Below are 26,950 nucleotides of genomic sequence, written 5' to 3'. Positions count from 1 at the left end.
ACGGACTAAACGACAGCATTATCCACGTTTTGACACATTCAACTCCTTATAGAAAAAATTCCGGTGCTATTTTTCAGTACCTTCTTTAGTATATTCAAATTGAATATCCCCACTGCTCTAAAGCGAATTTCCAATTCTCTTCCACTAACCGGACCGTACGGTCGTCATACTTATACTTATTCTTCTTATATCCTTTCTTACCACCTATATAACGGTTGATAGCCGGAGAAGCCTCCTCGAATCCGGGAATAGAAAGAGATTTATAGATATGCTCGGTCATAGCCATTGCATCCGCCTCAAAATCCTCGAACTTCACTTCCATCAAATTTCCTTCAGGAATGAATTGTTTATCCGCCTCATATTTATGATACAGCTTGGTATAAACAGACAAGATATTCTGTTCCAGCGCCTCCGGAGAAATATCCTCCAGTTTCAACGGCTGGATTGTATTGGTGAAGAAATTCCTTGTAGATTCGAATACCGTATACGGATTACGCATCAAATAGATGAATTTGGCATTCGGAAACATCTTGACCAACTCTTTTACACGTCCTGTATGAGGCGGATTCTTACTTAAGAATTGTGTTCCGCCTGTATTCCAAAGAGAAATTTTAATAAGTTTGGTGAATATATCCTCAAACACTTTCAATTCCTCATCACTGATATCATTGAACAACAAGTATTTATCAGCATATTCCTGCTGGTACTTAGGCAGGAACCAAAAGTTATAATAGGTATAGGGCATCATATTGGCCAATGCAAACTCTTCCTCCTGAGGCAAGTCTACAGCCAGTTCCATATTATCCGTCGGACGCTTGTCGGGCATCAGCCAACTCATATTCTTCTTGAAAAAAGGCTGTCCCCACATCATCAGGTGAGGAAACACCGTCTGATAAGTAGTATTATATCCGAAATGTTTGTCACAAGAGAACACATTATGCATAAAGGTAGTCCCGCTACGCCAATGTCCGAGGATAAAGACCGGATCGTGTTCCAAAGGCTTGTCAGCCAACAGTTTCCTGTATCGCTTTTCCTGCAATGGAGCCAAGGTGGAAAGCAAACGGCATACTGCTTTCGTCAAACGGTATTTTCCTCTATACGCCGGATCAATTTCCCTTCCCGCAGTAATCGCCTTGAACGTTTTCCAATCGGCGCCTACCAATGTATTAATCGGCAGCTTGTTGAATTCAAGTAATCCCATTACTTTTCTTTTTTTAATTGTACGCTGTTATTTTTCTATCTTGACTGAAATGCCTTGACGGTCCAATTCTTTCACCACCTTTTCTATGGCTTCATAATGTTCCTCACCAATACCCATAGCTGCCAGATTCAAAGTAGGAACTTCCATGGCATTCAGCATATCTTTGGCTTCCACTCTGTCTATAATCATCCCCACCGCACTGGTGTTATTGGTAATGGGGTCAATCAGAATAAAAGAACCGCAAGCTTTATTCTTTTGATAAGAATCAAAGAAAAGCGGCTTGGCGGTAGTAAATGTCACACGGGCAATCTGATTCAATTGCAAAGGCAGATCCTCCTTTTTCAATTTACCGTTTTCAACAGACAGATGCTCCATCGTATTCACATCCACTTTATACTTAATGCTATCTATACGGGTACGTCCTGTATTGGTGGTATGCTTGATAAAGAAAGATTTATCAAGGTCCATCGCCTCCTCATCCATCCATACCAACATGGCTTCAAAGTTACGATCTATCACAGGCACATTATCGGCATGCACCAACATATCTCCGCGAGACACGTCAATCTCATCCTCCAAAGTCAATGTCACCGCTTGCGGCGGGAAAGCATACTCTAACTCACCATCATAAGTAACAATACTCTTGATATGAGATTTCTTGCCGGAAGGCAAAGCCATCACCTCATCCCCTTTATGGATGACACCGGAAGCAATCTTTCCACAGAAACCGCGGAAATCCAGATTCGGTCTTAATACATACTGAACCGGGAAACGGAAATCAGTCAGATTATGGTCATTCTCGATGGAAACCGTTTCAAGCAATTCCAATAAAGAAGTACCTTTGTACCATGGCGTACGTTCAGATTTCTGCACCACATTGTCACCGTCAAGTGCCGAAAGAGGAATACAAGTCACATCCGGGATTCCCAATGGCTCTACAAACTTCTTATATTCGGTCACGATTTCGTTGAAACGCTCTTCCGAAAACCCGACAAGGTCCATCTTGTTCACCGCCAGCACCACATGCTTTATTCCCAATAAAGATACCAGAAAAGTATGGCGGCAGGTCTGCGTAATCACACCCAAGCGAGCATCTACCAAGATTATGGCAAGATTGGCAGTAGAACCTCCGGTAATCATATTGCGGGTATATTGTTCATGTCCCGGAGTATCGGCTATGATAAATTTACGGTTGTTCGTTGAAAAATAACGGTAAGCTACATCAATCGTAATACCCTGCTCGCGCTCTGCTTTCAACCCGTCGCACAACAAAGCGTAATCTATATGGTCACCTGCATTCCCCACACGTTTGCTGTCACGTTCCAAAGCGGCAAGCTGATCCTCGTACAACTTCTTGCTGTCAAACAACAGACGTCCTATCAGGGTAGACTTTCCATCGTCTACCGAACCGGCTGTCAACAGGCGTAGCAAGTCTTTCTGTTCATCCTTATCCAAATACTCCTTTATATTCAATTTATTCTCCATCACCCATTTCTTCATTTAAAATTCCTACTTATCATTCTAAAAATATCCCTCACGTTTCTTCTGCTCCATACTGGCATCCTGGTCAAAATCAATGACACGGGTGGTACGCTCACTTTTGGTAGTGGTCATCATCTCTTCTACAATCTTCTCAATCGTATCGGCATCACTCTCTACGGCCCCGGTCAAAGGCCAACACCCCAAAGTACGGAAACGCACTTTCTTCATTTCAATACGGTCCCGATATTCTTCGGGCAAGCGGTCATCATCAGCCATAATCAGATTTCCATCTATATTCACCACAGGACGTTCCTTGGCAAAATAAAGCGGCACGATAGGAATATTTTCCAAACGGATGTACTGCCAGATATCCAGTTCAGTCCAATTGCTTAATGGAAACACACGGATACTTTCTCCTTTATGAATCTTAGCATTATAAATATCCCACAACTCGGGACGCTGGTTTTTAGGGTCCCACTGATGAAAACGGTCACGAAAAGAGAATATACGTTCTTTGGCACGTGACTTTTCCTCATCACGACGTGCTCCACCAAAGGCGGCATCAAACCTGTATTTATCCAGTCCGTGAAGCAACGCCTGTGTCTTCATTAAATCGGTATGCACTTTGCTGCCATGCGTAAAAGGCCCTACTCCGGCATTAAAGGCCTCCATATTACTTTCCACTATCAAATTCCATCCATGTTCTTTGGCGTATTGATCACGGAACTCTATCATTTCCCTGAATTTCCATTTAGAATCGATATGCATCAAAGGGAAAGGCACCTTTCCCGGATAGAAAGCCTTCTCTGCCAAACGTACCATGACAGACGAATCTTTACCAATACTATAAAGCATAACAGGATTCTCAAATTCAGCTGCCACTTCACGAATGATATGGATAGACTCCGCTTCCAATTCCCTTAAGTGGCTCAATTTATAATTTTCTTCCATTTTATAATGAATTATATTTTTTCTTCTTTTTTACCAACAATGGGGAGCACCAACTCCAACAAAGTATTGACCGACTCTTCCAAACTCAACTTAGAAGTATCCAAAGATAAGGCAGGATGCTCCGGAGCTTCAAAAGGGGCGGAGATTCCGGTAAAGTTCTTGATTTCACCCCGACGTGCTTTGGCATAAAGTCCTTTCACATCACGTTTCTCACACTCTACCAAAGGAGTGCTGACATAGATTTCCAGGAAATCCTCTATCCCGATAATACGGGCAGCCATCTGCCGAAGCTCATTACCGGGACTGATGAAAGCGGCAATGGTAATGATTCCCGTATCGACAAACAACTTGCCTATTTCGGCTATGCGACGGATGTTTTCCACACGATCCTCTGCCGAAAAGCCCAAATTATTATTGATGCCACTACGAATATTATCCCCGTCCAATATACGGCAGAGCAAACCACGTTTATGTAATTCACGTTCCAAAGCTATGGCAATAGTACTCTTACCGGAACCGCTAAGTCCCGTCAGCCACAGCATAACTCCCCGTTGTCCCAACAGCGCTTCTTTATCCTTCCGGGAAAGCATACGGTCAAATATAGGATATATGTTCTCGTCTTTCATTCTCTATTTTCATTTAATCTTTTACTTTATCAAAAAGGCCATATCATCGGTATCAGAATAACTGAAATTATAAACGTCAATATGTTCAACGGCAAACCGACACGCACAAAATCTGTAAATTTATAGTTTCCGATACCCTGCACAATCAAATTAGTCTGATAACCGATAGGAGTAAAAAAGCTGGCAGATGCAGCGATACAGATGACAACAAAAAAAGGTGTCGGACTTACACCCAACTGATCGGACAAAGACAGGGCAAGCGGAAAAGCCAGTGCAGCAGCGGCATTATTAGTTATCAACTCAGTAAACAGATTGGTGATAATAAATAAAACAGCCAGCAACACATGCGGACTATAATCATCACTCATATCAATAATTCCATGAGCAATGAAACCTGATGCTCCGGAATTTACCATAGCCCGACTGATAGCAAATGCACAGGCAATGGTTATCAAGATATCCCACGAGATGTATTTAGTATATTTACGTGCCGGAAAAAGTTTGGTCCACGCCATTATCACAGTCGTTACAGCCGCAAAAAAGAACATATCAAGCTCAACACCGGGAAATAGTTCTTCCATAAAAGGTAACTCTCCCACTGTCGCTCCCACAATCATCAACACCAACAAAGTCAATGCAAACCAACGTTTTTTCCTGTCACCTTTCGGTTCGGTGTCTTTACCATTAGCCAACAATACAAATACAGAAGAATCCCCCCATGTAGAAATAAATGAATCATCGGCCCATAACACCAATGTATCTCCCTCATGAAACTTCACCCTTGACAGATTATTGGTAATACTAACACCACTTCGCTTTATTTCTTTTACTTCGGCACCATAATGACGGGCAAAGTTAAAATCCCCCACCCGTTTGTTGATACCCGGGAAACGTACACCTATCACCGCCTCAACACGATGATAAGAAGAGGGCTCCGCTTCAACATACTCATCGTCTGCCGTATTCTTCCGAGCCTCAGGCAACAATCCTGAAGAGAAAAACAACAAATAAAGAATACCCGCCAAAGCAATGAAAACGCCTACCCTGCCCAACTCGAACATTCCAAACCCCTTATATCCGGCATCCAAAATCATACCATCCACCACCAAATTAGTAGAAGTCCCGATAAGCGTGCACATTCCACCCAATATGGTAGCGTATGAGATAGGAATCAAAAATTTGGTTGCCGGAATACAGACAGACTCTGCCCATCGTTTGACAATAGGAGCAAAAATCACAACCACCGGTGTATTATTCAAAAAAGCAGAAACAAAGGAAATAACGGGCAGCATACGTGCCTGCGCCTTCATGACCGTTGTTTTCTCCTGAGGCAGAAGTTTCTTTATCAACTGTCCCAATGCTCCCGATTGCCGGACTCCTTCACTGATCAGGAAAAGCAACGCCACAGTAATCATTCCCTTGTTACTAAAACCCTCCAACATCTCTTTCGGTGTCAATATACCAAAACAAAGGAAAAATACAGTTACAGAAAACAAGATCATTCCGGGACGCATCTTATCAAGAAGCAGCGCGGTCACCATCCCTATCAACCCCAGAAATACAATAATCACTTCAAATGTCAGCATCGACTCCGGATATTAGTTTCGTTTAACGATAAACCAAGGATTCAGCAAGTCCGGCTTGTTATACCTCAGCGGTTCTTCTTTTCCCGCCTGATATATTTCTGCTCCTGATGCCTTGGCTATGGCATGCCCGGCAGCCGTATCCCACTCCATGGTAGGAGCAAAACGAGGATATTCATCGGCCAGTCCCTCACACACTTTGCAAATCTTGATGGAACTGCCCACCGATATCAACTCCACATGAGGATATATCTTTCGCTTTTCCTCAATATACTCTTCCGTTTCGACCGACAGATGGGAACGGGAAGCGACCAGAACAAAAGTTTCATGCGTTCCGGCACACGGCATACGAAATGCCGATGCCTTCATTTCTTCCAGTGAACGGTCTGCACGTCCGGTTACTCCTTCCATTTTATAAGCGCCGGTTGCCACTTCACCCCAATAAAGCGTTTCTTTGACAGGAACATAAATCACTCCAAAAACAGGAATTCCTTTCTCTACCAACGCAATATTGACAGTAAACTCTCCATTCTGTTTTATAAATTCCTTTGTGCCATCCAAGGGATCGACTATCCACAGCGTATCCCATTTCGCCCGTACCTCATATGGCAAATGCTTTCCTTCCTCACTCAATACCGGATAGTCTGTTTCCTGCAAATAAGTCATAATGATTTCATGCGCCTTACGGTCTGCAAGAGTCAGTGGAGAATTATCAGCTTTCCTTTCAATCTGAAAATCAGAAGAAGGATCATTATAAACGTTCAGAATCTCCTTACCGGCAGCTAAAGCCGCATCTATCGCTTTTAATATATATTCAGTCTGCATGGTGTTTACTTCCATTAAAATGCTTCTGTCATATTGAAATAGAACAAACTTTGGTCATTGGCAAAATTACGTCCGAAATCCAGACGTACATTCATACGCGGCTGCACCTCGATACGAAGTCCCACACCGGCATTGGGTAACACACCTTCAATCTTACCCATGGTAGGTCCCATAAAACCACAACCTCCCCAAGCAACAAAACCCAAATGATGCAACATACGCTTTACCCATGTACTTTTATCCGTATTGAACATCTGACGATATTCGGCGAGCACCACATGAGAAGATTTATCACGATACTGCCCCATATAATACCCACGAAGATCAAAAGGAGTGCCACTTAAAGCATATTGGTTCATAGGAACATCCCCAAACACATTCTTGGTCTGAGCAGTCCAAGCTATAACTTTTCTATTTCCTACCTTTTTATATTGGCGGTAGTCCACCTCCAAACGGTAGAAATTATTATCTCCTCCCAAGAATTTCTGATACATCAATCCACGAAAATCCAGATAAATACCTTTATAAGCATTAGCAGGAATATCCCGACTGTCGTAAGTCAACAAAAATCCTACTCCCGAATTGAAAGTAGAATATCCGCTGGCGGTACCTCCCAACCTTTTATAATCAGGCTGATTAATTAAATGTTTGGCAGGCTCGGACATTTTATCATAACTCAAGTCAATCTGAGGACCGGCAAAGAAATTACTTTTACCCAAACGGAATAAAAACCACGGATTAATCTGAAAACCGCTATAACGATATTCACTGGTAGAGTCACTGCGCTCATAATGCTTATTGGTGGTATACCCGACTCCATAAAAGTTCTCCAATGTATTCTTGTAAGTGAATTTTCCAAAAATACGGAATTTATCATTCTTGAAAAACAACTGAGGTTTCACCATCAGGTTCAACCCTCCCTCGAACATCACCGCAACGGCCATCGGCAATACAGAACGTTTTTGCAAGGTATCCGACGGATTCATACGAAATGTAACAAGAGCACTCCCTCCTATCAACGCACCAAAGTCCGGAGTATAACTCGGTCCTCCCAATATATTATAATGTATGTTGCGTTTGGCCACCTTCCGGCGTCTTAATTCCTTTTTTGAAAGTTGATGAGCAATGGTGTCCTCAGGATAACAACTCATGTCATTTCCTTGTGCCGCCACATTCCAAGAGCAAAACAGACACAGGAGCAAGCTAAGTAATATTATTTTCATAAATAGTCTATTGTCTGCAGAAAGTTCATTCTCAAAAAACTTTCCTTGATGAATAAGTTTTCAAAAATACAAAAGTCCTATCAATAAATAACAATACATTGAATTTGTTTTAATTTAGTTCAAAATTCTTCACTTACTTTATAATGTATAATGTGCCACGCTATACCCTCATTGTAATTGACACTATTCAATTTCCTGTATTCCTCTTTTCTTTCCCATCTTTAGCTTCCGCCATAATCTCAGTTCATTATGTGTTCAGAGTCAGTATTCCCTAATGAGAATGGCAAACTCCGCAGTCTTTTGCCGAAGTTTGCCATTCTGATTCTCTTCTTTGTATTTTCAATATAGCTATTATTATAAACTCTTGGGTCCCGATCCTGGTATCCATTTCCTTCAGGATTCAATTCTCCTCCAATACGAAGAAATAAGTTACAGATGGCATCAGAACTTAGAAAAATCCACTTCTTCCACACCGCTCAAGTCATGCAAAGTCACCTCTTCCGCACCATTCATTCCCACCACCACGGTATAAGGCGGATCGGTAGTATAAGTATGGCTGATGCCATCGGCGTACTCTTCCGACTTCCCGTCACCCCATTTGATGAGTCCGGTCAAGTCGCTTCCCCGGAACCTGGGAATGCTGAACATACGGTTGGAATGGACAATAGTGATACGTTTTAATGAACTCAATCCTGCCTGCACCACCTCCACCTGCTGTTTTGCCTGTCCGCCTATGATAGTGATAATAGCCGAGCGTGATGCCTCTTCGGGATTGGCTTCCACGACAAAGCTCAATGGATAAGCCGTCAGTCCTCTTCCTTTCAACGCTTTCCTTATCCATGTTTCCGAACATTCCACATCGAAAGTCTCTACATTGGTATTCAGTTCAAATCCCAAGACTCCTCCTTTTTGAGGCATGTCGTATTCTTCCCGTGCCACAAGAACCGCATCTTTCTGCACCTGCACGATATTCACCTTTTCCCTGATTCCTTGCAGTTCGTTGACGAAGTATATTTCTGCCGTTCGTGCGTCATATCCCTCGTTGGGCAACACGGTGATGCGACGCGAATAAGAAGAAAGTGCCTTGGTCTTGACTTCCGTCAACCAATCCACATCGGGCAGCACCATTTCATAATCCACATTGCTACGCAACTCTATGACAATCTCTCCACCACCGCTGGACACCGTATATTCTTCCTTGGAAAGCAACAATAAGCTGCCTCCCTCCTGATAGACCGTGACCGTGCTCTTCAACGCACCGCTGCTGAAGACAATCCGCCCCTGACGGTTCTTGCCTTCTTCATTGGGAGATATGTCGAACTTCACCTCCGAAGTGGTGAGCGCGCGAGGAGCACCGGTACGAGCCGATACAATCCACCCGGCAGCCTCTTCTTCCACCTCGTATTCAAACGTCACATTAGCCTTTACCTCTACCGTTATTTCTCCTCCTTTGGTGGCAACCTCTATCTTGTCAGCTGTCACCGTCAAGGCATCGTTCTGTTTTTGCGTCACAGTAATCTTCTTCTGCACCGTTCCAACCCTTAAAATCAGAGTCGCATTCCGTTCATTGTAATCCTCATTCTTTTCGGCACTTACGGTCACAGTAGCGTTGCCGGCTTTGCCCGAAGCAGGCGACACGATGCACCACGGCTGGTCACTGGTTGCAGTCCAATCCGCTGACGCCTTAAAACCGACCGCAACCATTCCTCCTTCCGCCACAATGACCGGCGGAATTTCAGTATCCAGCGTAATGGAGGGGGCAACCGGCTTTTCCGATTCGTCAGAACTACTGTCCGAACAAGCCACAAGCAACATGAGCGCCCACAAGACGAGAAGTATATTATATCGTGAAGTTTTCATACGAATATTCTTTATGGTATTTATGAATCATTAATCTTATTACCTCTATTGCACAGGAGCTCCCACCTTGAACTTCAATTCCTTGGTCATGTCATGCAGTTGCAAACGCAGCAGGTAGGTGCCGGCAGACAGTTTCCCGGTGTCAATGCTTACCTGCCGTTCCTGCACCTTGCACATCCGGCTGAAATCGCTGCCATCGGCACCAAACACTTGCACCACGGTTTCGGCAGGCACTTGCAGTGTCAGCAATCGGGTCCGGTTGTTATAGGTCAGTGAGGTCTCCTTTTCCAAACTTACCTCCTCACTCAGGATAAAATCCCACACACAGCCGTCTTCCTCGTTTCCTTTAACCCACTCTATCTTTTTTGTCTGCGTATGAGTCCAATAAGCCCTGATACGGTCGCCGGAAGTAATGGGCCGGGTGATAGTCACCTGTACTCCGGGCAACATATAGCCGGAACCGGAAGGTAATTGACTTGCCATTAAAGAATAAAGATCTTCTTTTATATTTCCATTCTTATCGACATGAGCCAAACTGATTTTACCCGTAAAAGGAAGACTACCATAATAGCCAAGGAAACCGATATCCAGCGAGAAAGGCTTATTGACTTCAAACACCTTTTCCGAAGAAGTGATTCCCCGGTAATTCTTACCGTCCGTATAACACATGAAACGAAAATCTTCCACGCCTATACCTCCTTCATCCTTCTTCAATCCGATAAGTGCCGATTGATATTCATTATAGTGGCCGCCGGAAGCGCCTGCTCCCTGTTCAACGGGGTCGAGAGCCGACAAGAGATAGTAGCCGTTTCCCCAGCCGCTCCATCCCCAGTTCACCCGGAAATAGTTTTCAGTGTCATAACCGTCGAGCACAAAGGCATGAGCGCCTTCACTGCTGCCGCCGGTATAAATGACCGGACGCCTTTCATCCAGTTCGCCTTTCATTATCCGCATCCACTCGGCAAAAGAATAATTACTGCGCACTATGTAACGTCCGTCCTTGTCATATCCCATGTAAGTCTGTAGTCCTTTCACTACATCGGTCACATAAGCGCCTGTACCTTCCCCCCCTATCGGGCCAAAATCAGACGAAATCATGAGTGCACAGTCGCGCATCAGAGTGGCTACGGCATTTCCGGCAGTCGAAGAAAAAGATTGCGCGTAGCTGAGCGGCATATTGTCCCAGTCATAGGCATGTCCTAAAGACTGTGCAGCAATGTATCTCTGGTGAGTCCTCGTAGTGTAAGCCGGCAAAGTGCCACTACCCGCCTTGGGCCACTGATGATATCGCATGACAATAGCAGTAGCGGTGGCAGTGCAACCGGTATAGGTCTCCTTGCCGGCAATGTGCGGGCACAGCCAATTGTAAGGATTGGCCTGATCCCATTTAGCCGTCTCCAATTCTACCACCGCTTGTCCGGCACGGACCGTCGTCCAGCGTTGAGCCAGACTGTTGCTTTGCGTCGAACCATACGTCGGAGCACGACGTTTCTCCGCTATCTCTTCACTGATTCCCTGCAACCACAACTTCAGGTTGACAGGCAAATCGGTCTGTGGAAAACTACTGTCGAACGAATAGCCCAACACAGGCATCACCGCATCATCGCCCGCCACAATGACGAAGCCCTCGCTGTCGGTACAGCCAAACACATAATAGGCAGGAGCCTCTCCCACTGCCCGGGCAGACACGGCTTCATCCGTAACAAGCAACCGCAAAGAAGAAAAGGCGGAACGCTGCGGATGTCCCTCCTTGAAAAAGGTAATAGCCAACTCTTGAGCCTTCTCTACCGAAATATTGTCTGCCCACAAGAAAGTAGGCAGCAAACTGAATAAAAACAACAGCAAGTGTCTCATAGAACTAAAATATAAGGCAATGAATACTAAGGCTTACCAATTACTCTCCAACAGAAAAAACCAAGAAAAAGAATAGTCGGCAATCCCGATTACAAATATAAAGAAATCTATTATCTTTTGTGAATTATCGCATTTATTTATGCTCTATCATCAAGAAAAAATATTTGCGAGACACTTCATCAGGGTGGAACGATATCAAGAATCCTCCTTCGTTCTGCAAACTTTTGGATGCATTTACATGCTTTTTATTTCTTATCGTTTCCATCTTGATTAATTAATACTTAAATTTGCCTCGCTAAAAAGACCTAAAACAAATCTAATATGAGAATAAATATATTTTGTATCCTCATTTTCTGTTGTGTTTTCTTTTGCTATGGAAATCATATTCACTTTAAGCACATTAATGTAAAAGACGGTTTGTCGCAAATCACCGTCCTTTCCATTTATCAGGATGAAGTAGGAACATTGTGGTTTGGTTCCAGCGAAGGACTGAACAGATACAATGGCGACAAGATAGATATCTATCGTCCTTCGCAAAACGACAACGGCCTTACCCACAATGAAATCAGCGCCATTTGCGGAGACAAGAGCGGAAGCATCTATATCCGATCCATCTATGATTTGATAAAGTTCGATATAGAAAAAGAAAAGTTTACCTGCATCCTTCCAAATGCAGCCCATACCATGTATTGCTATAAAGATACATTATGGCTCGGGTATCGGAACGAATTGCAATACTATCTGAAAAGTGACGGAAAAATACACCACGCTGCTACCTTGGACAATAAATTCAGTATTGGAAACTCTCTAATTATAGACAAGGATTACATCTGGATGGGACATAAGCAAGGCGTTTCATTAATATCCCGTAAAGATTATAAAACAATCAAGACCATCACGGGCATCTCTCATGTTTCTTCCATCTACAGAGACAGCCGAGGAAATATATGGGCCGGCACTGTGCAGGATGGTCTATACCGTATCAGTCCGCAGGAAGAAATAACACATTACACCGATAGCAACCGTTTATCCAATAATCAGATAAGAACAGTTCAGGAGGATAACAACGGACATATTTGGGTGGGAACTTTCAATGGTCTGAACCATTATAACCCAAATTCCGATACATGGTCCGCCCATCTGCATCAAGATAATATAGACTACGGACTCAGCCATAACTCTATCAACTGCTTATATAAAGACCTGCAAGGAACAATCTGGATAGGAACTTATTTCGGTGGAGTAAATTACTTTAATCCTGATACCAACACGTGTCGGTTTTATGGTTCGGGAGCAACAGGAAACCATTTCCTGAGTTTTCCTTTTGTCGGCAAGATGGTAGAAGACAGGACGGGGAACCTTTGGATATGTACGGAAGGAGGAGGATTGAATCTGTTCAACCGAACTACCCGGACCTTTGAGAAATTCTCTTATCATGCCAATGGACTGCCCGGAACAGCTCATAATAATCCTTAAATCCGCAACTCCATTCCCGAAGTGCTACCTACAAGAGAAATGGACTTTTGATTCGTAAGACAGCCATTAAGTCCTCGCGTCCGTTTCAATGCGCATACTATCCCCTTACCCCATAAAGCGACTTGAGGCAATACGCAATCAGTGGCCATCAAGTGACGTAAATCATCCGGAAGAAGTTTTGAAGGCTTCTGCATATGCATGGTTGTCGGTGTAGATGTTCAGCACACATTGCCTTGCGGTCTTAATCCACTTGGCAGGTACTGAAATGAATTTGAAGACAAACGTCTTGATACGGCTGGTTTCCTTGAGCCCGAACTTCTTCACTTCAATCCTTTGCATGATGGCCTTGTAAAAATTGCGTATCAGTGCCGTCAGGAGCAGGAACACGGTATTTTCCGCCATGAAGGATTTAGGCAGTCTGCCCCATCCAAACCCATTGTTCATGTCATCAAAGATGCGTTCCTTGCCTCCACGCATGTTATAGAACTCCACGATGTCGCTCATGGATGATTCGTAATCGTTGGTCAGGATGCAGCGGTATGTATATTCCCCCTCCCACAGGTCAAGTCCACTGCCCATGCGTCTCTGTCTCTGGATTATCAGGCGATACGGTTTGCCTTTCCACTTCTCAACGAGAATGGAGTTCAACTCAAACACAATGCCGTTTATTTCTTCCCTCTTCCACCCCCTGAGCGCGAAGATGTCATCATAGAGCGAGCAGCAGCGGTTGGCACGTATGTAGAATGTCCTGCAATGCTTCCTGACCTCATCCACAATGTCTTCAGAGCATGAGCCGCAGTCGGCCCTGAAGCGGTTGACTGCCATTTTCTTTTCTTCAAGTCTCCCCAAAATCCTCTTTAGCGTGTCACCCTGGTGAAAGCGTACATTGGTGTTGCCGTCGCTGTTCTCTATGCCGACAATCATGTCGCCGATAACGGCCACACCGGGCCTGTAACCAAGAAATTTCTTGTACGTGGGCTTTGCATCGTACTTCTCCGTCTCAATGAACTGGTGGTCAAAGTCAACGTCATACTCCCCGCCCTCTTTCAACTGCCCTGTGGCCAACAGGCAATTCAGGAGCAATGTGTTGAGTGTGTCTGCCGTATTGAAGTCATAGGACTTTCCGGCATCAGATGTGTATGAGATGTTTTCCCGGGCCAGTTCGTTTATTGCCCTGAGGATGGTGTCGGCGCTACAGGTGCGGAGTGTGGGGTGAAGGGAAAGATGACTCATTAAGTGGGCGGTGACATCCTCAACGCAAGAACCGCCGCAGAAGTAAACGCATAGGAGGGAGCGGATGATTTCGCTGTATTGATAACCATAGAGTTTGCATCTCAACCCAAGTGTTGAGTCAATTGTAGAGGAGAGAAGGGAGGTAAATTGCTCCATGATTGGAAATATGCCTCCAAAAGGAGTGAGTCTTTCGGATTTTATTGCTACATTTGCCATGCTTGTTACGGTTTTCTTTGTCTTTGGATTCGCAACACTAAGGTAAGTGAAAACGCTGACATGGCAAAAACCTGGGCAACAAAATGTTGCTCAGGAACTTATAAAAATAATTATCAATTATGTTGCGGAATTAAGGATAATATGAAATGTATCTATTATGCCAAGGAAAGAAACAAACTATACATAGGTACACATACAGGCGGTCTCGCCGTCTTCGACATTACCCGGAAACAGTTCCGTACGCTAATTCCTTCTCAAAACAACCCGACTTCACAAGCCGGAAATATCGTCAACGAAATACAACCTTATAAAGACAAGCTTATTATACTGACGCAAGCCGGTGTCTACCTTTTCAATCCCGAGCAAGAGGCATTCTCCCCCCTCACCCACAATGAGGACATCAATAAGCTTCTCTTCCGTCCCTATCAATTCGAAACCTTTCTTATTGACAGCAAAGAAAGATTATGGCTGGCCGATTCAAAAGGAGGACTTCTGTGTATCCACATGACGGACAACAGCCTCCATCGCTATTATACCAATGCGCAAGACTCTTCTTCCATCGGCAAATTCAGGATAGTGGATATCATGGAAAACAGCAAAGGCGAGATATACTTTGGTACCATCGGCTCAGGCTTATTCAAATATATCCCCGACAATGATTCCTTCTGTCAATATGGATTAGGCAATAATGCGCTGCCTAGCGATTATTGCTACTATATCTGTGAATCTCCCATTTACCGCCATCTACTGATTCTACACAGCAAAGGATTCTCCCTCTTCGATCCCGAAACCGGTAAAAGCAAGCATACATACAATTTATTTCAAATGGGATATTGCCAGGGGTCAAGCATTTATTTCGCACAAAATGGAGAAACCTTTATCGGCGGAGTAAACGGCATGCTTTCTTTTTTCGAAGAACAACTCTACCACAGCAACAATAATTATCATATCTATTTTGATCAGTTGTGGGTGCATAACACACGCGTACTGCCCGATGATGAAACCGGAATCCTCTCGCAAACACTCTCGCAAGTAAAAGAAATCAAGCTTTCACACGACCAGAACAATCTAATCTTCGAGTTTTGTTCCTCCAATTATACGTTGAACGAAGACATCATTTATGAATACAAATTAGAAGGCTTTTCCGACCATTGGATTCCTACCCATTCACAGTCTATTTCCTACACCAATCTCAGTCCGGGCATGTATCGTTTAACCGTTCGCGAACATCAAGGTACGCACAGTATCAGCCTCAACATCTACATCGCTCCTCCATTCTATGCCACTTACTGGGCATTTATGATATATATATTGTGTGTGATTGGTATCATGTACCTCATCATTTATATCAAAACCAAACAAACCCAACTTCAGACCTCACTCCAATTCGAGCGCAAAGAAAAAGAACGTACAGAAGAGCTAAATCAGGTCAAACTGAGATTCTTCACCAACATTTCACATGAGTTCCGCACCCCTCTCACACTGATTATCGGACAGATTGAAGTGTTATTGCAGTCAAACAAGCTTGCTCCCACCATCTATAATCGTATATTGCATATCTATAAGAACGCGTGGCACATGAGAGATCTCATTTCAGAACTTTTAGACTTCCGCAAACAGGAACAAGGCTACCTGAAACTGAAAATTGAACATAAGGATATCGTCCCTTTTATAAAGGAAATATATATGTCCTTTTATGAATATGCCGCCACCCAGCAAATCAATTACCGGTTTGAATGCCCGGAACAGGAACTCAAACTATGGTTTGACCCGGTACAACTGCAAAAAGTCATATTCAATCTGATTTCAAACGCCTTTAAATATACCCCAAAAGGAGGTAAAATCAATGTGAGCATCAGCAGTACAAACACACAGGCTCATATAAGTATAAAGGATAATGGTTCCGGCATTCCGCAAGAAGCAGTCAACAAAATATTCGAGCGTTTCTACCAACTGGAGAATGGTGCCAACAAATTCACGCTCGGCACAGGAATCGGACTAGCACTTTCCAAAGGAATCATCGACCTGCATCATGGAAACATCCATGTAAAAAGCGAACCTGAACAAGGAAGCGAATTCATTATTGACCTGCTAAAAGGAAATTCCCATTTTTCACCCGAAGACATTGCGCATACCCGCCTGACCACGGATGACAGCAGAGATATCAACAAGCCGCTCGACCTGACAGAAATGCCTGTTGAAGAAGTCCTTCCCGTTGTACCGGATACAGACAGTGGAAAACCTGTGCTCCTCATAGTGGAAGATAATAAAGAAATGCTGGATTTGCTGAAGAGCATATTCGAATCCATGTATGAAGTACACATTGCCCAAAACGGCAAGGAAGGATTACAAATGGCATATCAGGTACATCCCAGCCTCATTATCAGCGATGTGATGATGCCGGAAATGTCGGGTAAGGAATTATGCTACAAAATAAAAAACAGTATCGAACTATCTTATATCCCCGTCATATTGCTCACAGCACAGGTATCTGAACAATATACAATAGAAGGATATATGTTCGGTGCAGACGATTATATCACCAAGCCCTTTAATGTGAAAATTCTCATAGCACGCTGCAGTAACCTTATTAAGACTCGGCAACAAATGCTGGAACGGCTTAAACAGCCTATTGCCAACAAACAAGAAGCCCCGGACACCATTAACATAAACGACCGACAACTATTGGAAAAAGCGACACAAATAATTAAAGAGAATTTTGAAAACCCGGAGTTTGACATGAATCTTCTCGCCTCTGAGCTTGGAATGGGACGCAGCAAACTATATACGAAATTAAAAGAAATAACCGGACTGACTCCCAACGAGTTTACTCTCAAGTTAAAACTGGAAGAAGCCATGCATTTATTAAACAATGCACCTCATCTCAATGTGACGGAAATTTCCTACCAGCTCGGATTCTCTTCGGCCAGGTACTTCAGCAAATGTTTCAAAACATTCTATGGTATTGCTCCTTTGAATGTACGTAAGAATGCTAATCCACCCGCAAAAGAGGAGTAGAAGACAATAGGGGAGAAAATAAATAGGGGTGTATCAAGACGTTCTAATGCTGTCGTTTAGCCCGTAAGGGCGAGGTTCGCTCGCCCGAAAACAGCTTGCTTTGTGTATTCGGGCAGGCAAACCCTCCCCCTACAGTTGACAATTTAATAGACCGTTTTAGTTTTGACACACCCCAAACCTAACCGTAATCCAACCTTTTACCTCAACAATTAAGATATTTGTTTAATCCCATCCCGGATTCTGTGTTATCTCTTTGTTCTTACCAATCACATTAACAGGTATAGGATGATAATAATGCTTATTTTCATCAAACGAGCGATTTTCCCAGTCGGTGCCGGCAAACACATCAATATAATGTTTTCCGTTCAATTCAAACAGCTTCACACGTTCAGGATCAGCCTTGCCTTCTGACGGATTAAAACGAGGATTATCAAAATCTGACGGTTCAAAACGCATACCCAGTACACGATTTGCCAAACGCTTGCCCCATTTCCAACGCATCAAATCCTGATAGCGAGTATCTTCAAAACACAGTTCAACACGACGTTCACGACGAATTTCAATAATAAGGGAAGACAAACCTTCAGCCGCATATTTCGGGTCCATTACAGGATTCAGGGTCAAGTGAGGCATTCCGGCACGGTCACGAATCACATTGACAGTCCGGTCTAAATCAGACTGTGTAATTGTTCCCAATTCAGCTTTTGCCTCTGCCAAATTCAATAAGACTTCAGCATAGCGCAACAATGGAGCGTCATGTGTCTCGTTACCGTAACCTTTCATATCTTGCTCGGCAATATAATACTTAATAACATGATAACCTGTAGCCGATTCCCAACCTGTCATTCCCGCTACCCGAGGGAAGATAAACTTGTCTTTATTGTACAGAATTTCTTTTGAGTGGCGAGGATCAAGTACAATCTGAGTCAAACGCGGGTCACGGTTATCCAAAACATTCTCATACTCATCATCATTAAAAGTCTCACTCAAAGCAACAGGTTTAGCACTTCCATCCGGTTCGATGCAAAGGAAGTCGTCTACAAAATCCTTTGTAGCACCATTACCCGAAGCAACCAAATAACCGCACAAACGATGTCCCAACAAACCGGCTACATACTTTCTAAACAGAATCACTTCTTTATTATCAGTCAAATCATCACTGGTAAATAAAGTGGCATAGTCTCTATCCGGATTTCCGGTATTATAGATTTCATATTTCTTCATTGCCATCAACGCTTCAGATGCTTTCACAGCTTCCTGCAAGAAGTTTTCATAATCACCCAGTCCATGGTATTTTCTATAAGTACCTTCGTAAAGGCAAATACGTGATTTTAATGCCAATGCTGCACCTTTTGTCACACGCACCCCTTTATTACCCCAGTCTTCCGGCAAATAGTCGCAAGCCTTATTGATATCTTCCAGAACATGGTCCATCACTTCCTTGCGGGGAGTACGCGGCCCATACAGTTCTTCAGAATCCGTAGTCAAAGGAGTAGTGATATAAGGGACATCACCATACATCTGCACTTTATCCAAATAGAACCATGCACGAAAGAAATAAGCCTCACCTGCATACTTGTTTCTGATATTTTCTGCTATTCCCACTTTCTCATAATTAGCAAAGAAAGTATTGATGCGGCGCAGCAAAGTCCAATACCACCCTCCGGCAGTCGGGTCATTGGGAACCGTCTCTTTCCCGGCAGCAATCTTTGTATACGAAGTATGGTTTGAGTTACTCTTCGAAACATAGTTATCAGTCTGTACATCCTTCCAGAAATAATCCGCATAACTACTATTCCATGCACCCAGGGTATGTCCTACCATAAAACGGTAATAACTGTCATTTCCGGCTTCATTGTAAATACCGTTATTATAGACTTCAAGGTCACTTTCGGTCTTCCAATAGCTATTGTCATTCAAGTCGTGTGTCGGATTTCTATCCAAAAAGGAGTCATTACAAGAAACACACATCAATGATACAGCCGCTAAAGCTGCTATATTTAATATTATTTTTTTCATCTTGTCTACTAAATTTAGAATGTTACGTTTAACCCGAATGAATAAGTACGCTGGAACGGATATACCATAGTACCATTCTTACCTGCCGCTTCAGGATCGTAAGCTCCCTTCACATTGGTGAATTCAAACAAGTTCTCAGCACTAAAATAAACACCTGCCTTTGCAACGTGCAGGAAGCTCAACCATGATTTCGGGAAGTCATATCCTACTGTCAGATTCTTCAGACGACAGTAAGAAGCATCCTGCAAATACTTGGTCTGCTTTTGTTGGTTCTTTGTTTCGCGTGCAATAGGACGTGCAAAATATGCATCACGATTATCTTCAGACCATGAGTCCGTAACAAACCATTTCTGAGTATTATAATACTGTGTTGCCACCGGCCAGAAAGGTTGTGAACTCGGCCAGAAATCACGTTTGCCGATACCCTGGAAGAAGACATTCAAATATACATTCTTATAAGACATATTAGCAGTGATACCGTATTGGTAACGCGGAGTAGTGTTACCGATTACTTTCAAGTCACCATGGTCGTCTAATGTATTCGAGCCGTTGTTTATCTTCTTATTTCCATCCAGATCTTTATACATGATATCACCGGGAGCCCAGTTAGCACCTAACTTAGACTGGTCTGCATGGTTTTGCACATCAGTGTCCGACTGATAGAAACCTTCTGTTTCATATCCCCATATTTCACCAATCTTCTGACCTACATAATAGTCACTTAATGTTCCACTCGGATTTTCATATTTAGTAATTTCAGCCTGTGAATCCGAAAGGATAAAGCCTAAATCATAAGAGAAGTCATTGCCAATACGGTCATTCCATTTAACGGATACTTCCCAACCGCGAGTGCGTAGCTCCGCTTTGTTGGCAGGAGGAGCTGTTGTTCCCAATACTTCAGGATATTCCACTTTAACAAGCATATCCGATGTTGTTCTCTGATACCAGTCAAAAGAGAAGTCCAAACGTTGGTTCAACATTGTAAAATCAAGACCAATATTAAAGGTAGAAGCTTTTTCCCAAGTCAAGTCGCTGGATACCAAGCCTGCCGGATTGATATACAAAGATTTCTCACCGTCTACAAACAGCCAGTTTCCTGCTGTACCCGAAGCCATAAAGGGGATATACGGATAATATTTAGTGTTACCCGACCAACTGCTGGCCGTCAACAACTGATTACCCAAGATACCGTATGAAGCACGTACCTTCAAGTTATCCAACCAAGAACGGGTAGATTCCATGAAAGCTTCTTCCGAAACACGCCATGCTCCCGAGAATGAAGGCAGGAATACAAAACGATTATCGGACGGGAAGCGGGAAGTTCCGTCATAACGGCCGTTCACTTCAAATAGATAACGGTTATTATAGATATAATTCAAACGGAAGAAACCGCCGCGTAATGCCCATTCATAACCGCTTTCACTAACAGTTTGCATACCGGTACCCAAGCTCATTGAAGGTAAATCCTGAGATATAAGGTTCTGACGGGTAGCAGTAGTTGTATTATACTTAGTCAATTCCTGATTGAAACCTAACATGGCTTTTACATAATGCTTTTCTGCAAAAGTGTGTTCGTAGTCTGTATAAGCATTGAAAGAATAATAATCTTTATTACCGTTCACCCACGAATAACTGTTGTTATTGGTATTACCTTCCGTCTCAACAAAAGCATTGGTAATCATATCCACTTTTTTACGATGTTCGGCACTGCGGCTGTAATTCAGGTTATAAGTAAAATCCACACGTGCATGCCAATCTTTCGTAAAAGTAAAATCCGCACTACCTGTCAACCAGATATCATGTACTTTCTTCTTGTCACGACCTCCTTGTTCCAGCAAAGAAATAGGATTCTGGTCATCGAAATATTTACCGGCATATTGGTCAAGTTCCGGATAACGTGCATCACCTCCCCACGGACGAGCCATACGTGTCGGAGTTGAAAATACCATCTGCTGCCAAACATCATCTTTATATTTATGAGGCTTATCGGTAGTAGTATAGTTATACAATACTTTAGCCCCCAGCTTCATCCATGGAGTCGTTTGATTATCTACAGACAAACGAGTATTCAAACGCTGATAGCTGTCTTCCCCCACTTTATACATCCCAGATTGATTTACATAACCTACAGAAGTATAAAATTTAGTCTTTTCATTACCTCCCGAAATATTTATATTATGGCGATGAGAAGGAGTATATTTCTTCAGCATTAAATCGGTCCAATCAGAATGACCATAATAATACATAGTACCGTTCAGCACTTCATATTCAGGATTATTAGCCGGATCATTAGCATAATTCTTCATTTTTTCCACTGTATCCGGATTATACATCACATCCAAATTAGCATTTGTCATTGCCCGATTTACAAATTCGGCATGTTCCCAACTTGTGTCGACCATCTCCGGCAATACAGTCGGTTTAGAGAATGCCACGTTACCGGAATAAGATACAGTAGTCTTCATATCCGAACCTGCATTTTTCGTAGTTACCAAAATAACACCATAAGCAGCACGTACACCATAGATGGCAGATGCAGCCGCATCCTTCAAGACCGTAACGTTGGCAATATCATTCGGATTAATCATGTCAAGATCCATTTCCACACCGTCAACCAATACCAATGGGCTGCCACCATTTATAGAAGTAGTACCACGCACATTCAGTGTTGCTCCGGTACCCGGCTCACCACTACTCGGCGTAATCTGCAAGTTAGGTATAGTCCCCTGCAATGCACTGGTAGACGAAGTGATGGGACGTGATTGCAAAACTTTTGCATCAACAGTTCCCACAGAACCTGTCAAATTCACTTTCTTTTGCGAACCATACCCCACAACCACTACTTCATCCAAAGCCTGGCTGTCTTCTTTCAATTTGATAGTAAAGCTAGTTTGATTTCCAACTTTAATCTCCATACTCTGATAACCGATATAAGAGATTTGCAGAATAGCTCCTTCAGGTACATTGCTCAGGGTAAACTTTCCTTCAAAATCGGTTATCGTACCGTTTGTCGTACCTTTTACCATCACATTTGCACCGATAATAGACTCTTGTGAATCCATCACCACACCGGTAATAGTCTTACCTTGTTGCGCAACAATGGCCACTGATGCCACATCCGATTTAGCCGGCAGCAAAGATGTCTTCGCTGCATCCGGACTTGCAAATACACTCACATTTGCCAACAGCATTGATGTAGTGCACATGAAGAATCCTTTCTTTCGTAAAAGCAAAGAAATCCGTTTCGATGTTTTTTTCATAATAATAGCTTAAAATTCGTTAGTAGTAAACTTTTTAACAGTACAAAAATAGGGTATGCCCTTCACTAGAGCATACCCTTTTTTTGAGTTCTTTGTACATAAATTAACCGAACGGACTATTTTATACATAACTATGGACGCGAAGGATACATTATCAGCCGGACACTACCGCTTTGCAACGGTTTCTTCAGACGAATACCGATACGCGTATAAGCAGGAGAGTTCACTTCAACAGTCTCCGAATCAAATTCTACCACACCCGGAGCTTCAATATCCACCGTCATTTTTTCTCCTCCCAGCACCAACTCCAAACGATTATTTCCTATCATCTTCCAGTCGGCACGAGTAGTAATAGCTGTTTCAAAAGAAATTCCTGACACTGCTTCAAAACGGTCTTCAATCACGAACGTTCCTTCTCCGGCACGATTATAAGTAAAGGTACGTATCAGCTTTTCCAGTTCAGGTACCGCAGTAGCATAAGCAGATGTATAATCAATCTGAAAGATATCTGTGCCGCCAGTCAGTTCTTTCTTCAACACCACTCCCTGAGCCTTCTTGCCCGACACCTGACATTGTCCGTTGATAAAGGGAACGGGATGACCAAATGAATTTTTAATAGGATATTTATAAGCATTTCCACTGAAATAGTCACCGGGATAAGAGAAAGGTCCACCCATATCGCCTGCCATCGTCTGACTACCCATCACTACTGCATAAGAACCCACATCATTATGATTATGGTTTTCCGCGTTATGCCCTCCCTTTACAGATACGCCCAAACGACAAGTCGAACCGGTAGCAGGGCGGCTAATAATAATGCCTGCTTCATCATAACAAGAATGAAGTTCATCAGCCTCGGCCTTCAATACCTCTTGTATTTCGGGAGTCATTTCCACTTTCCAAGCCTGATGGGGGAACATGCCGATGGTGTGCAATGAAAGATTATCCATACCGGGTATTTCATATTTTTCTTCATAAGGAGCTGTACCCAACACATTATCACAATAGTTTGTAATAAACCAAGAAGGTGAAACACCTGCACGACAGTCGGCGTAGGCAGGGCAAACCTGATTCATGATCTGAATCTTCTTTCCATATTGTGCAATACGGGCAAACTTAGGAGTACGGAAGAAATCAATCTTCCCTTTCGTAGCACGACAAATTTCTTCACGCAACAAGATAAACGAGCAAAAACCATAATTATAATATCCTACCCCCTCACTGCAATATCCGTCATCACTATATCCCTTCATTCCATATACATAATACTTCTCAGCAGCAGCCACAAAGTAAGCACGCTCTTCCTTGTCCTGCAACAAAGCAAGTGCAGCTCCTGTCACGCCGGCCAAGCACACCGAGTTCCAGTTATTCGTGACAGTAAACCAATAAAAAGGTTTTGTTTCTTCCAAACAACGGTAGATAGGGCGGAACACCTTCTCACGGAAAGCACACATCGCCAAAGCTTTCGTTTCGGCCGGCAAGCGGTCATCCAATAAATAAATACATTGCGCCAATGTATTTCCGGCAGTAGCAACAACCAAATCCACATAATAATCAGTTCCATGATAGTTATGCAAGTTACGGTCATGTGCAGGAATTGACCAAGGCTTCTGGCGACAGAGCTCTTCCACCCCTTCACAAATCGCCGGAATAAACCGTCGCTTATTTTCCAAACATTCCGCCAATACCAATCGCCACAAATATTGATAACGGGCATTCATCATGTTCTCTCCCGGCAGACGAATCTCGGTCTTATTAAGATGCAAATAAAGCGAATCTACAAAAGGCGGCATTCCGTCCTTCAGGCTGGTATGAGCCTCTTCAATTAATTTTCGAGCTTCAGGAGTATTCTTCATCTTATCCCAATAAGTACGATCTTTATAAGTTACTCCGATACCTTCCGGTTTTTCCGGTAACATGTCGGCTATCTCACGAATACGTTCTGCCGAAATATTATTTCCATGTATCTCGTCTTTTGCCATCCGGTAAACCTCTGTCCCTGCCAGCAAAAATGCACCCGGGCCATACACCTCTGTCATTTCACGGGTTACTTTTTTGGGGTCAGCACCAATAGGCTGCACATAGCCCAATTTACCATCTTCCTCTACTGCCCCTACCAAAGCTTTCCAGCCCTTTTCCACTATGGGAAGGAATTCTTCTTTCGACAACAATCCTTCGTTGATGCCGTATGCCAAAGCATAGACAAAGAAACCGGAACAACTGGTTTCCGGAGAAGAATAAGAATGAGGGTCCAGCATACTGGCTCTCCAAAAGCCGTCAGACTGTTGCAAGGTGGCTACACGAGTAGCCAGTTCCACAAACAGGTTCTCATAAAAAGTTCTGTATTTATTTCCCGCAGGAAGTTCACGAAGAATTTCGACCAGTCCACCCAATACCCATCCGTTTCCTCTCCCCCAAAACACCTTCTCACCATTGGCCTCTTTTTGAGTAAAGTAACGATGGTCTCTATAAAACAAACGGGCATCCTTATCATAAAGGAACTCATAAGTCTCTTTATACTCCTTATCCATAAAACGGAGAAATTTCTTATCACCGGTAATGTTATACAAACGGGCATAAACCGGCGGAGCCATAAATAATGCATCGCACCATGTCCATTTTTCTAAAGTGGAAGCATCACCATAATCCAATAAGAAAGATCCTTTAGAAGGATGCTCCATCACCCATTCAGTACGGGCCTTCGTAGGAATCAGCATCTCTTCTTTTCCATATTTACGATAAAGATCCAAATATGTTTGTGCAACACAGATATCATCTGCATGATACATCCGTTTATCCACTTGCCAATAATTGCGTGCCCCCAAGCGCCGCAACCACTTAAAATAAAAATCATCCTGATTTTCCTGCTCCGCCACGGATGCCCATTTAGACAAGCCCAGATAAAACGTAGCATTTACCCAATTCAACGGATCATAGGTAACTTCTTTCATGTGGGCAATTTGCCAGTCGGCAACACGCCTCATTGTTTGTCTTACTTCATGTTTTGAAAAAGAATTTTGTGCATAAGAGCAACATACCACCCAGCACAAAGACAACAAAAATGCTATTCGTTTATTCATAATAATATTTATAGTTTTTTTATTGCTACAAAATTAAAGCTTCAGGTATTCTTTATGTAGCAATATTGTCCTGAGTATATACATTTATAGTACTCAAATAGCATTTTCACCCCTTCCAAGTCGGAAACTCAGTATAAACACAAAAAAAAGCCTCCGAGTCAGTCAAATGACTCGGAGGCTTTCATCAAAAACGGCGGCTACCTACTCTCCCACTGTTACGCAGTACCATCGGCGTGACAAGGCTTAACTTCTCTGTTCGGAATGGGAAGAGGTGGAACCCTTGTGCTATAGCCACCTGAAGAAGGTTGACATATTGATAAGCTGTAACCGTAATTTCATTTCATAGCAACCGCTAAACGTATACAACATCCGGCATATAAAGAAAGTGAACGGGCAATTAGTAATGCTCGGCTTTGATGTCTCCATCTTTACACCTGCATCCTATCAACGTTGTAGTCTACAACGACCCTGAGAAATCTAATCTTGTGGCCGGCTTCGTACTTAGATGCTTTCAGCACTTATCCGATCCAGACTTAGATACCCGGCAATGCACCTGGCGGCACAACCGGTAAACCAGAGGTCTGTCCAACACGGTCCTCTCGTACTAGTGTCAGAGCCACGCAAATTTCATACGCCCACGATAGATAGAGACCGAACTGTCTCACGACGTTCTGAACCCAGCTCGCGTGCCACTTTAATGGGCGAACAGCCCAACCCTTGGGACCTTCTCCAGCCCCAGGATGTGACGAGCCGACATCGAGGTGCCAAACCACTCCGTCGATATGAGCTCTTGGGAGGGATCAGCCTGTTATCCCCGGAGTACCTTTTATCCTTTGAGCGATGTCCCTTCCATGCGGAAACACCGGATCACTATGCTCTAGTTTCCTACCTGCTCGACTTGTTAGTCTCCCAGTCAAGCGCCCTTATGCCATTACACTCTGAGACCGGTTACCAATCGGTCTGAGGGCACCTTTAGAAGCCTCCGTTACACTTTTGGAGGCGACCACCCCAGTCAAACTACCCACCAATCAGTGTCCTCGTAT

General features: G+C 43.3%; 14 protein-coding genes, 1 rRNA gene, 1 pseudogene and 3 other annotated features. Of the genes and pseudogenes, 2 read left to right on the top strand and 14 right to left on the bottom strand.

The annotated features are described in order from the left end of the window. Positions 1 to 94 precede the first annotated feature (94 nt). The 9 genes from HMPREF1534_RS03945 to HMPREF1534_RS03985 all read right to left on the bottom strand — a co-directional run bounded on the left by HMPREF1534_RS03945 (position 95) and on the right by HMPREF1534_RS03985 (position 11,605). Positions 95 to 1,201, bottom strand: a complete 1,107-nt coding sequence (locus tag HMPREF1534_RS03945; RefSeq protein ID WP_005943121.1) for a sulfotransferase family protein — start codon at positions 1,199 to 1,201, stop codon at positions 95 to 97. A 27-nt stretch (positions 1,202 to 1,228) separates the two neighbouring features. Beyond that, entirely contained in the window at positions 1,229 to 2,686 is a 1,458-nt protein-coding gene (gene cysN / locus HMPREF1534_RS03950; RefSeq protein ID WP_005943118.1) for a sulfate adenylyltransferase subunit CysN, read from the bottom strand. Positions 2,687 to 2,722: 36 nt separating this feature from the next. Then, on the bottom strand, positions 2,723 to 3,634 hold the full coding sequence (gene cysD, locus HMPREF1534_RS03955) for a sulfate adenylyltransferase subunit CysD (protein ID WP_005840186.1): 912 nt from the start codon (positions 3,632 to 3,634) through the stop codon (positions 2,723 to 2,725). An 11-nt stretch (positions 3,635 to 3,645) separates the two neighbouring features. Next, on the bottom strand, positions 3,646 to 4,260 hold the full coding sequence (gene cysC / locus HMPREF1534_RS03960) for an adenylyl-sulfate kinase (protein ID WP_005943115.1): 615 nt from the start codon (positions 4,258 to 4,260) through the stop codon (positions 3,646 to 3,648). A gap of 29 nt (positions 4,261 to 4,289) precedes the next feature. Next, complete coding sequence (locus tag HMPREF1534_RS03965) at positions 4,290 to 5,843, bottom strand: SLC13 family permease (RefSeq protein ID WP_025066942.1); 1,554 nt, start codon at positions 5,841 to 5,843, stop codon at positions 4,290 to 4,292. Between the two features lie 15 nt (positions 5,844 to 5,858). Continuing rightward, a complete protein-coding gene (gene cysQ / locus HMPREF1534_RS03970; RefSeq protein ID WP_005943110.1) occupies positions 5,859 to 6,668 on the bottom strand; it encodes a 3'(2'),5'-bisphosphate nucleotidase CysQ in 810 nt (269 codons plus the stop codon). Between the two features lie 14 nt (positions 6,669 to 6,682). Continuing rightward, entirely contained in the window at positions 6,683 to 7,891 is a 1,209-nt protein-coding gene (locus tag HMPREF1534_RS03975) for a BamA/TamA family outer membrane protein (RefSeq protein ID WP_025066941.1), read from the bottom strand. Between the two features lie 441 nt (positions 7,892 to 8,332). After that, the gene (locus HMPREF1534_RS03980) at positions 8,333 to 9,751 is read right to left on the bottom strand and encodes a BACON domain-containing protein (protein WP_005943106.1); all 1,419 of its coding nucleotides are present in this window, start codon (positions 9,749 to 9,751) and stop codon (positions 8,333 to 8,335) included. A gap of 45 nt (positions 9,752 to 9,796) precedes the next feature. Next, positions 9,797 to 11,605, bottom strand: a complete 1,809-nt coding sequence (locus tag HMPREF1534_RS03985) for a C10 family peptidase (protein WP_005943103.1) — start codon at positions 11,603 to 11,605, stop codon at positions 9,797 to 9,799. A 321-nt stretch (positions 11,606 to 11,926) separates the two neighbouring features. On the opposite strand from HMPREF1534_RS03985, the gene HMPREF1534_RS03990 reads away from it, so the two are divergent. After that, positions 11,927 to 13,081, top strand: coding sequence for a ligand-binding sensor domain-containing protein (locus HMPREF1534_RS03990; RefSeq protein WP_005943101.1), 1,155 nt, complete (start codon positions 11,927 to 11,929; stop codon positions 13,079 to 13,081). Positions 13,082 to 13,243: 162 nt separating this feature from the next. Here HMPREF1534_RS03990 and HMPREF1534_RS03995 read toward each other — a convergent pair whose 3' ends face one another. Beyond that, a complete protein-coding gene (locus tag HMPREF1534_RS03995) occupies positions 13,244 to 14,530 on the bottom strand; it encodes an IS1380 family transposase (RefSeq protein ID WP_005936349.1) in 1,287 nt (428 codons plus the stop codon). Positions 14,531 to 14,671: 141 nt separating this feature from the next. Between HMPREF1534_RS03995 and HMPREF1534_RS04000 the strand changes: the two genes are divergently transcribed. Further along, positions 14,672 to 17,548, top strand: coding sequence for a hybrid sensor histidine kinase/response regulator transcription factor (locus HMPREF1534_RS04000; RefSeq protein ID WP_187327030.1), 2,877 nt, complete (start codon positions 14,672 to 14,674; stop codon positions 17,546 to 17,548). Between the two features lie 222 nt (positions 17,549 to 17,770). Here HMPREF1534_RS04000 and HMPREF1534_RS04005 read toward each other — a convergent pair whose 3' ends face one another. The 4 genes and pseudogenes from HMPREF1534_RS04005 to rrf form a co-directional block, all read right to left on the bottom strand. After that, positions 17,771 to 19,567, bottom strand: a complete 1,797-nt coding sequence (locus HMPREF1534_RS04005) for a RagB/SusD family nutrient uptake outer membrane protein (protein WP_005943096.1) — start codon at positions 19,565 to 19,567, stop codon at positions 17,771 to 17,773. Between the two features lie 14 nt (positions 19,568 to 19,581). Next, entirely contained in the window at positions 19,582 to 22,827 is a 3,246-nt protein-coding gene (locus HMPREF1534_RS04010) for a SusC/RagA family TonB-linked outer membrane protein (RefSeq protein ID WP_005943093.1), read from the bottom strand. Between the two features lie 1,973 nt (positions 22,828 to 24,800). Continuing rightward, a pseudogene (locus tag HMPREF1534_RS21275) lies at positions 24,801 to 25,907 on the bottom strand (glycoside hydrolase family 88/105 protein); the annotation flags it as partial. A 188-nt stretch (positions 25,908 to 26,095) separates the two neighbouring features. Further along, positions 26,096 to 26,206: ribosomal RNA gene (rrf, locus tag HMPREF1534_RS04020) — 5S ribosomal RNA — on the bottom strand. A 91-nt stretch (positions 26,207 to 26,297) separates the two neighbouring features. After that, positions 26,298 to 26,541, bottom strand: a sequence feature (23S ribosomal RNA rRNA prediction is too short). A 19-nt stretch (positions 26,542 to 26,560) separates the two neighbouring features. After that, positions 26,561 to 26,720, bottom strand: a sequence feature (23S ribosomal RNA rRNA prediction is too short). Positions 26,721 to 26,739: 19 nt separating this feature from the next. Then, positions 26,740 to 26,908 (bottom strand) — a sequence feature (23S ribosomal RNA rRNA prediction is too short). Positions 26,909 to 26,950 lie beyond the last annotated feature (42 nt).

Origin of the sequence: Phocaeicola massiliensis B84634 = Timone 84634 = DSM 17679 = JCM 13223 (assembly GCF_000382445.1) — a bacterium.
GTDB lineage: Bacteria > Bacteroidota > Bacteroidia > Bacteroidales > Bacteroidaceae > Phocaeicola > Phocaeicola massiliensis.
This window is presented reverse-complemented; position numbering and strand designations above follow the sequence as displayed.

Excerpts from the sequence above, each read along its gene's own strand:
- cysC (WP_005943115.1), bottom strand. The coding sequence starts at position 4,260 with ATGAAAGACGAGAACATATATCCTATATTTGACCGTATGCTTTCCCGG.
- HMPREF1534_RS03995 (WP_005936349.1), bottom strand. The coding sequence starts at position 14,530 with ATGGCAAATGTAGCAATAAAATCCGAAAGACTCACTCCTTTTGGAGGC.
- HMPREF1534_RS03990 (WP_005943101.1), top strand. The coding sequence starts at position 11,927 with ATGAGAATAAATATATTTTGTATCCTCATTTTCTGTTGTGTTTTCTTT.
- HMPREF1534_RS03980 (WP_005943106.1), bottom strand. The coding sequence starts at position 9,751 with ATGAAAACTTCACGATATAATATACTTCTCGTCTTGTGGGCGCTCATG.
- cysN (WP_005943118.1), bottom strand. The coding sequence starts at position 2,686 with ATGGAGAATAAATTGAATATAAAGGAGTATTTGGATAAGGATGAACAG.
- HMPREF1534_RS04005 (WP_005943096.1), bottom strand. The coding sequence starts at position 19,567 with ATGAAAAAAATAATATTAAATATAGCAGCTTTAGCGGCTGTATCATTG.
- cysQ (WP_005943110.1), bottom strand. The coding sequence starts at position 6,668 with ATGCAGACTGAATATATATTAAAAGCGATAGATGCGGCTTTAGCTGCC.
- HMPREF1534_RS04000 (WP_187327030.1), top strand. The coding sequence starts at position 14,672 with ATGAAATGTATCTATTATGCCAAGGAAAGAAACAAACTATACATAGGT.
- HMPREF1534_RS03975 (WP_025066941.1), bottom strand. The coding sequence starts at position 7,891 with ATGAAAATAATATTACTTAGCTTGCTCCTGTGTCTGTTTTGCTCTTGG.
- HMPREF1534_RS03945 (WP_005943121.1), bottom strand. The coding sequence starts at position 1,201 with ATGGGATTACTTGAATTCAACAAGCTGCCGATTAATACATTGGTAGGC.
- cysD (WP_005840186.1), bottom strand. The coding sequence starts at position 3,634 with ATGGAAGAAAATTATAAATTGAGCCACTTAAGGGAATTGGAAGCGGAG.
- HMPREF1534_RS04010 (WP_005943093.1), bottom strand. The coding sequence starts at position 22,827 with ATGAAAAAAACATCGAAACGGATTTCTTTGCTTTTACGAAAGAAAGGA.
- HMPREF1534_RS03985 (WP_005943103.1), bottom strand. The coding sequence starts at position 11,605 with ATGAGACACTTGCTGTTGTTTTTATTCAGTTTGCTGCCTACTTTCTTG.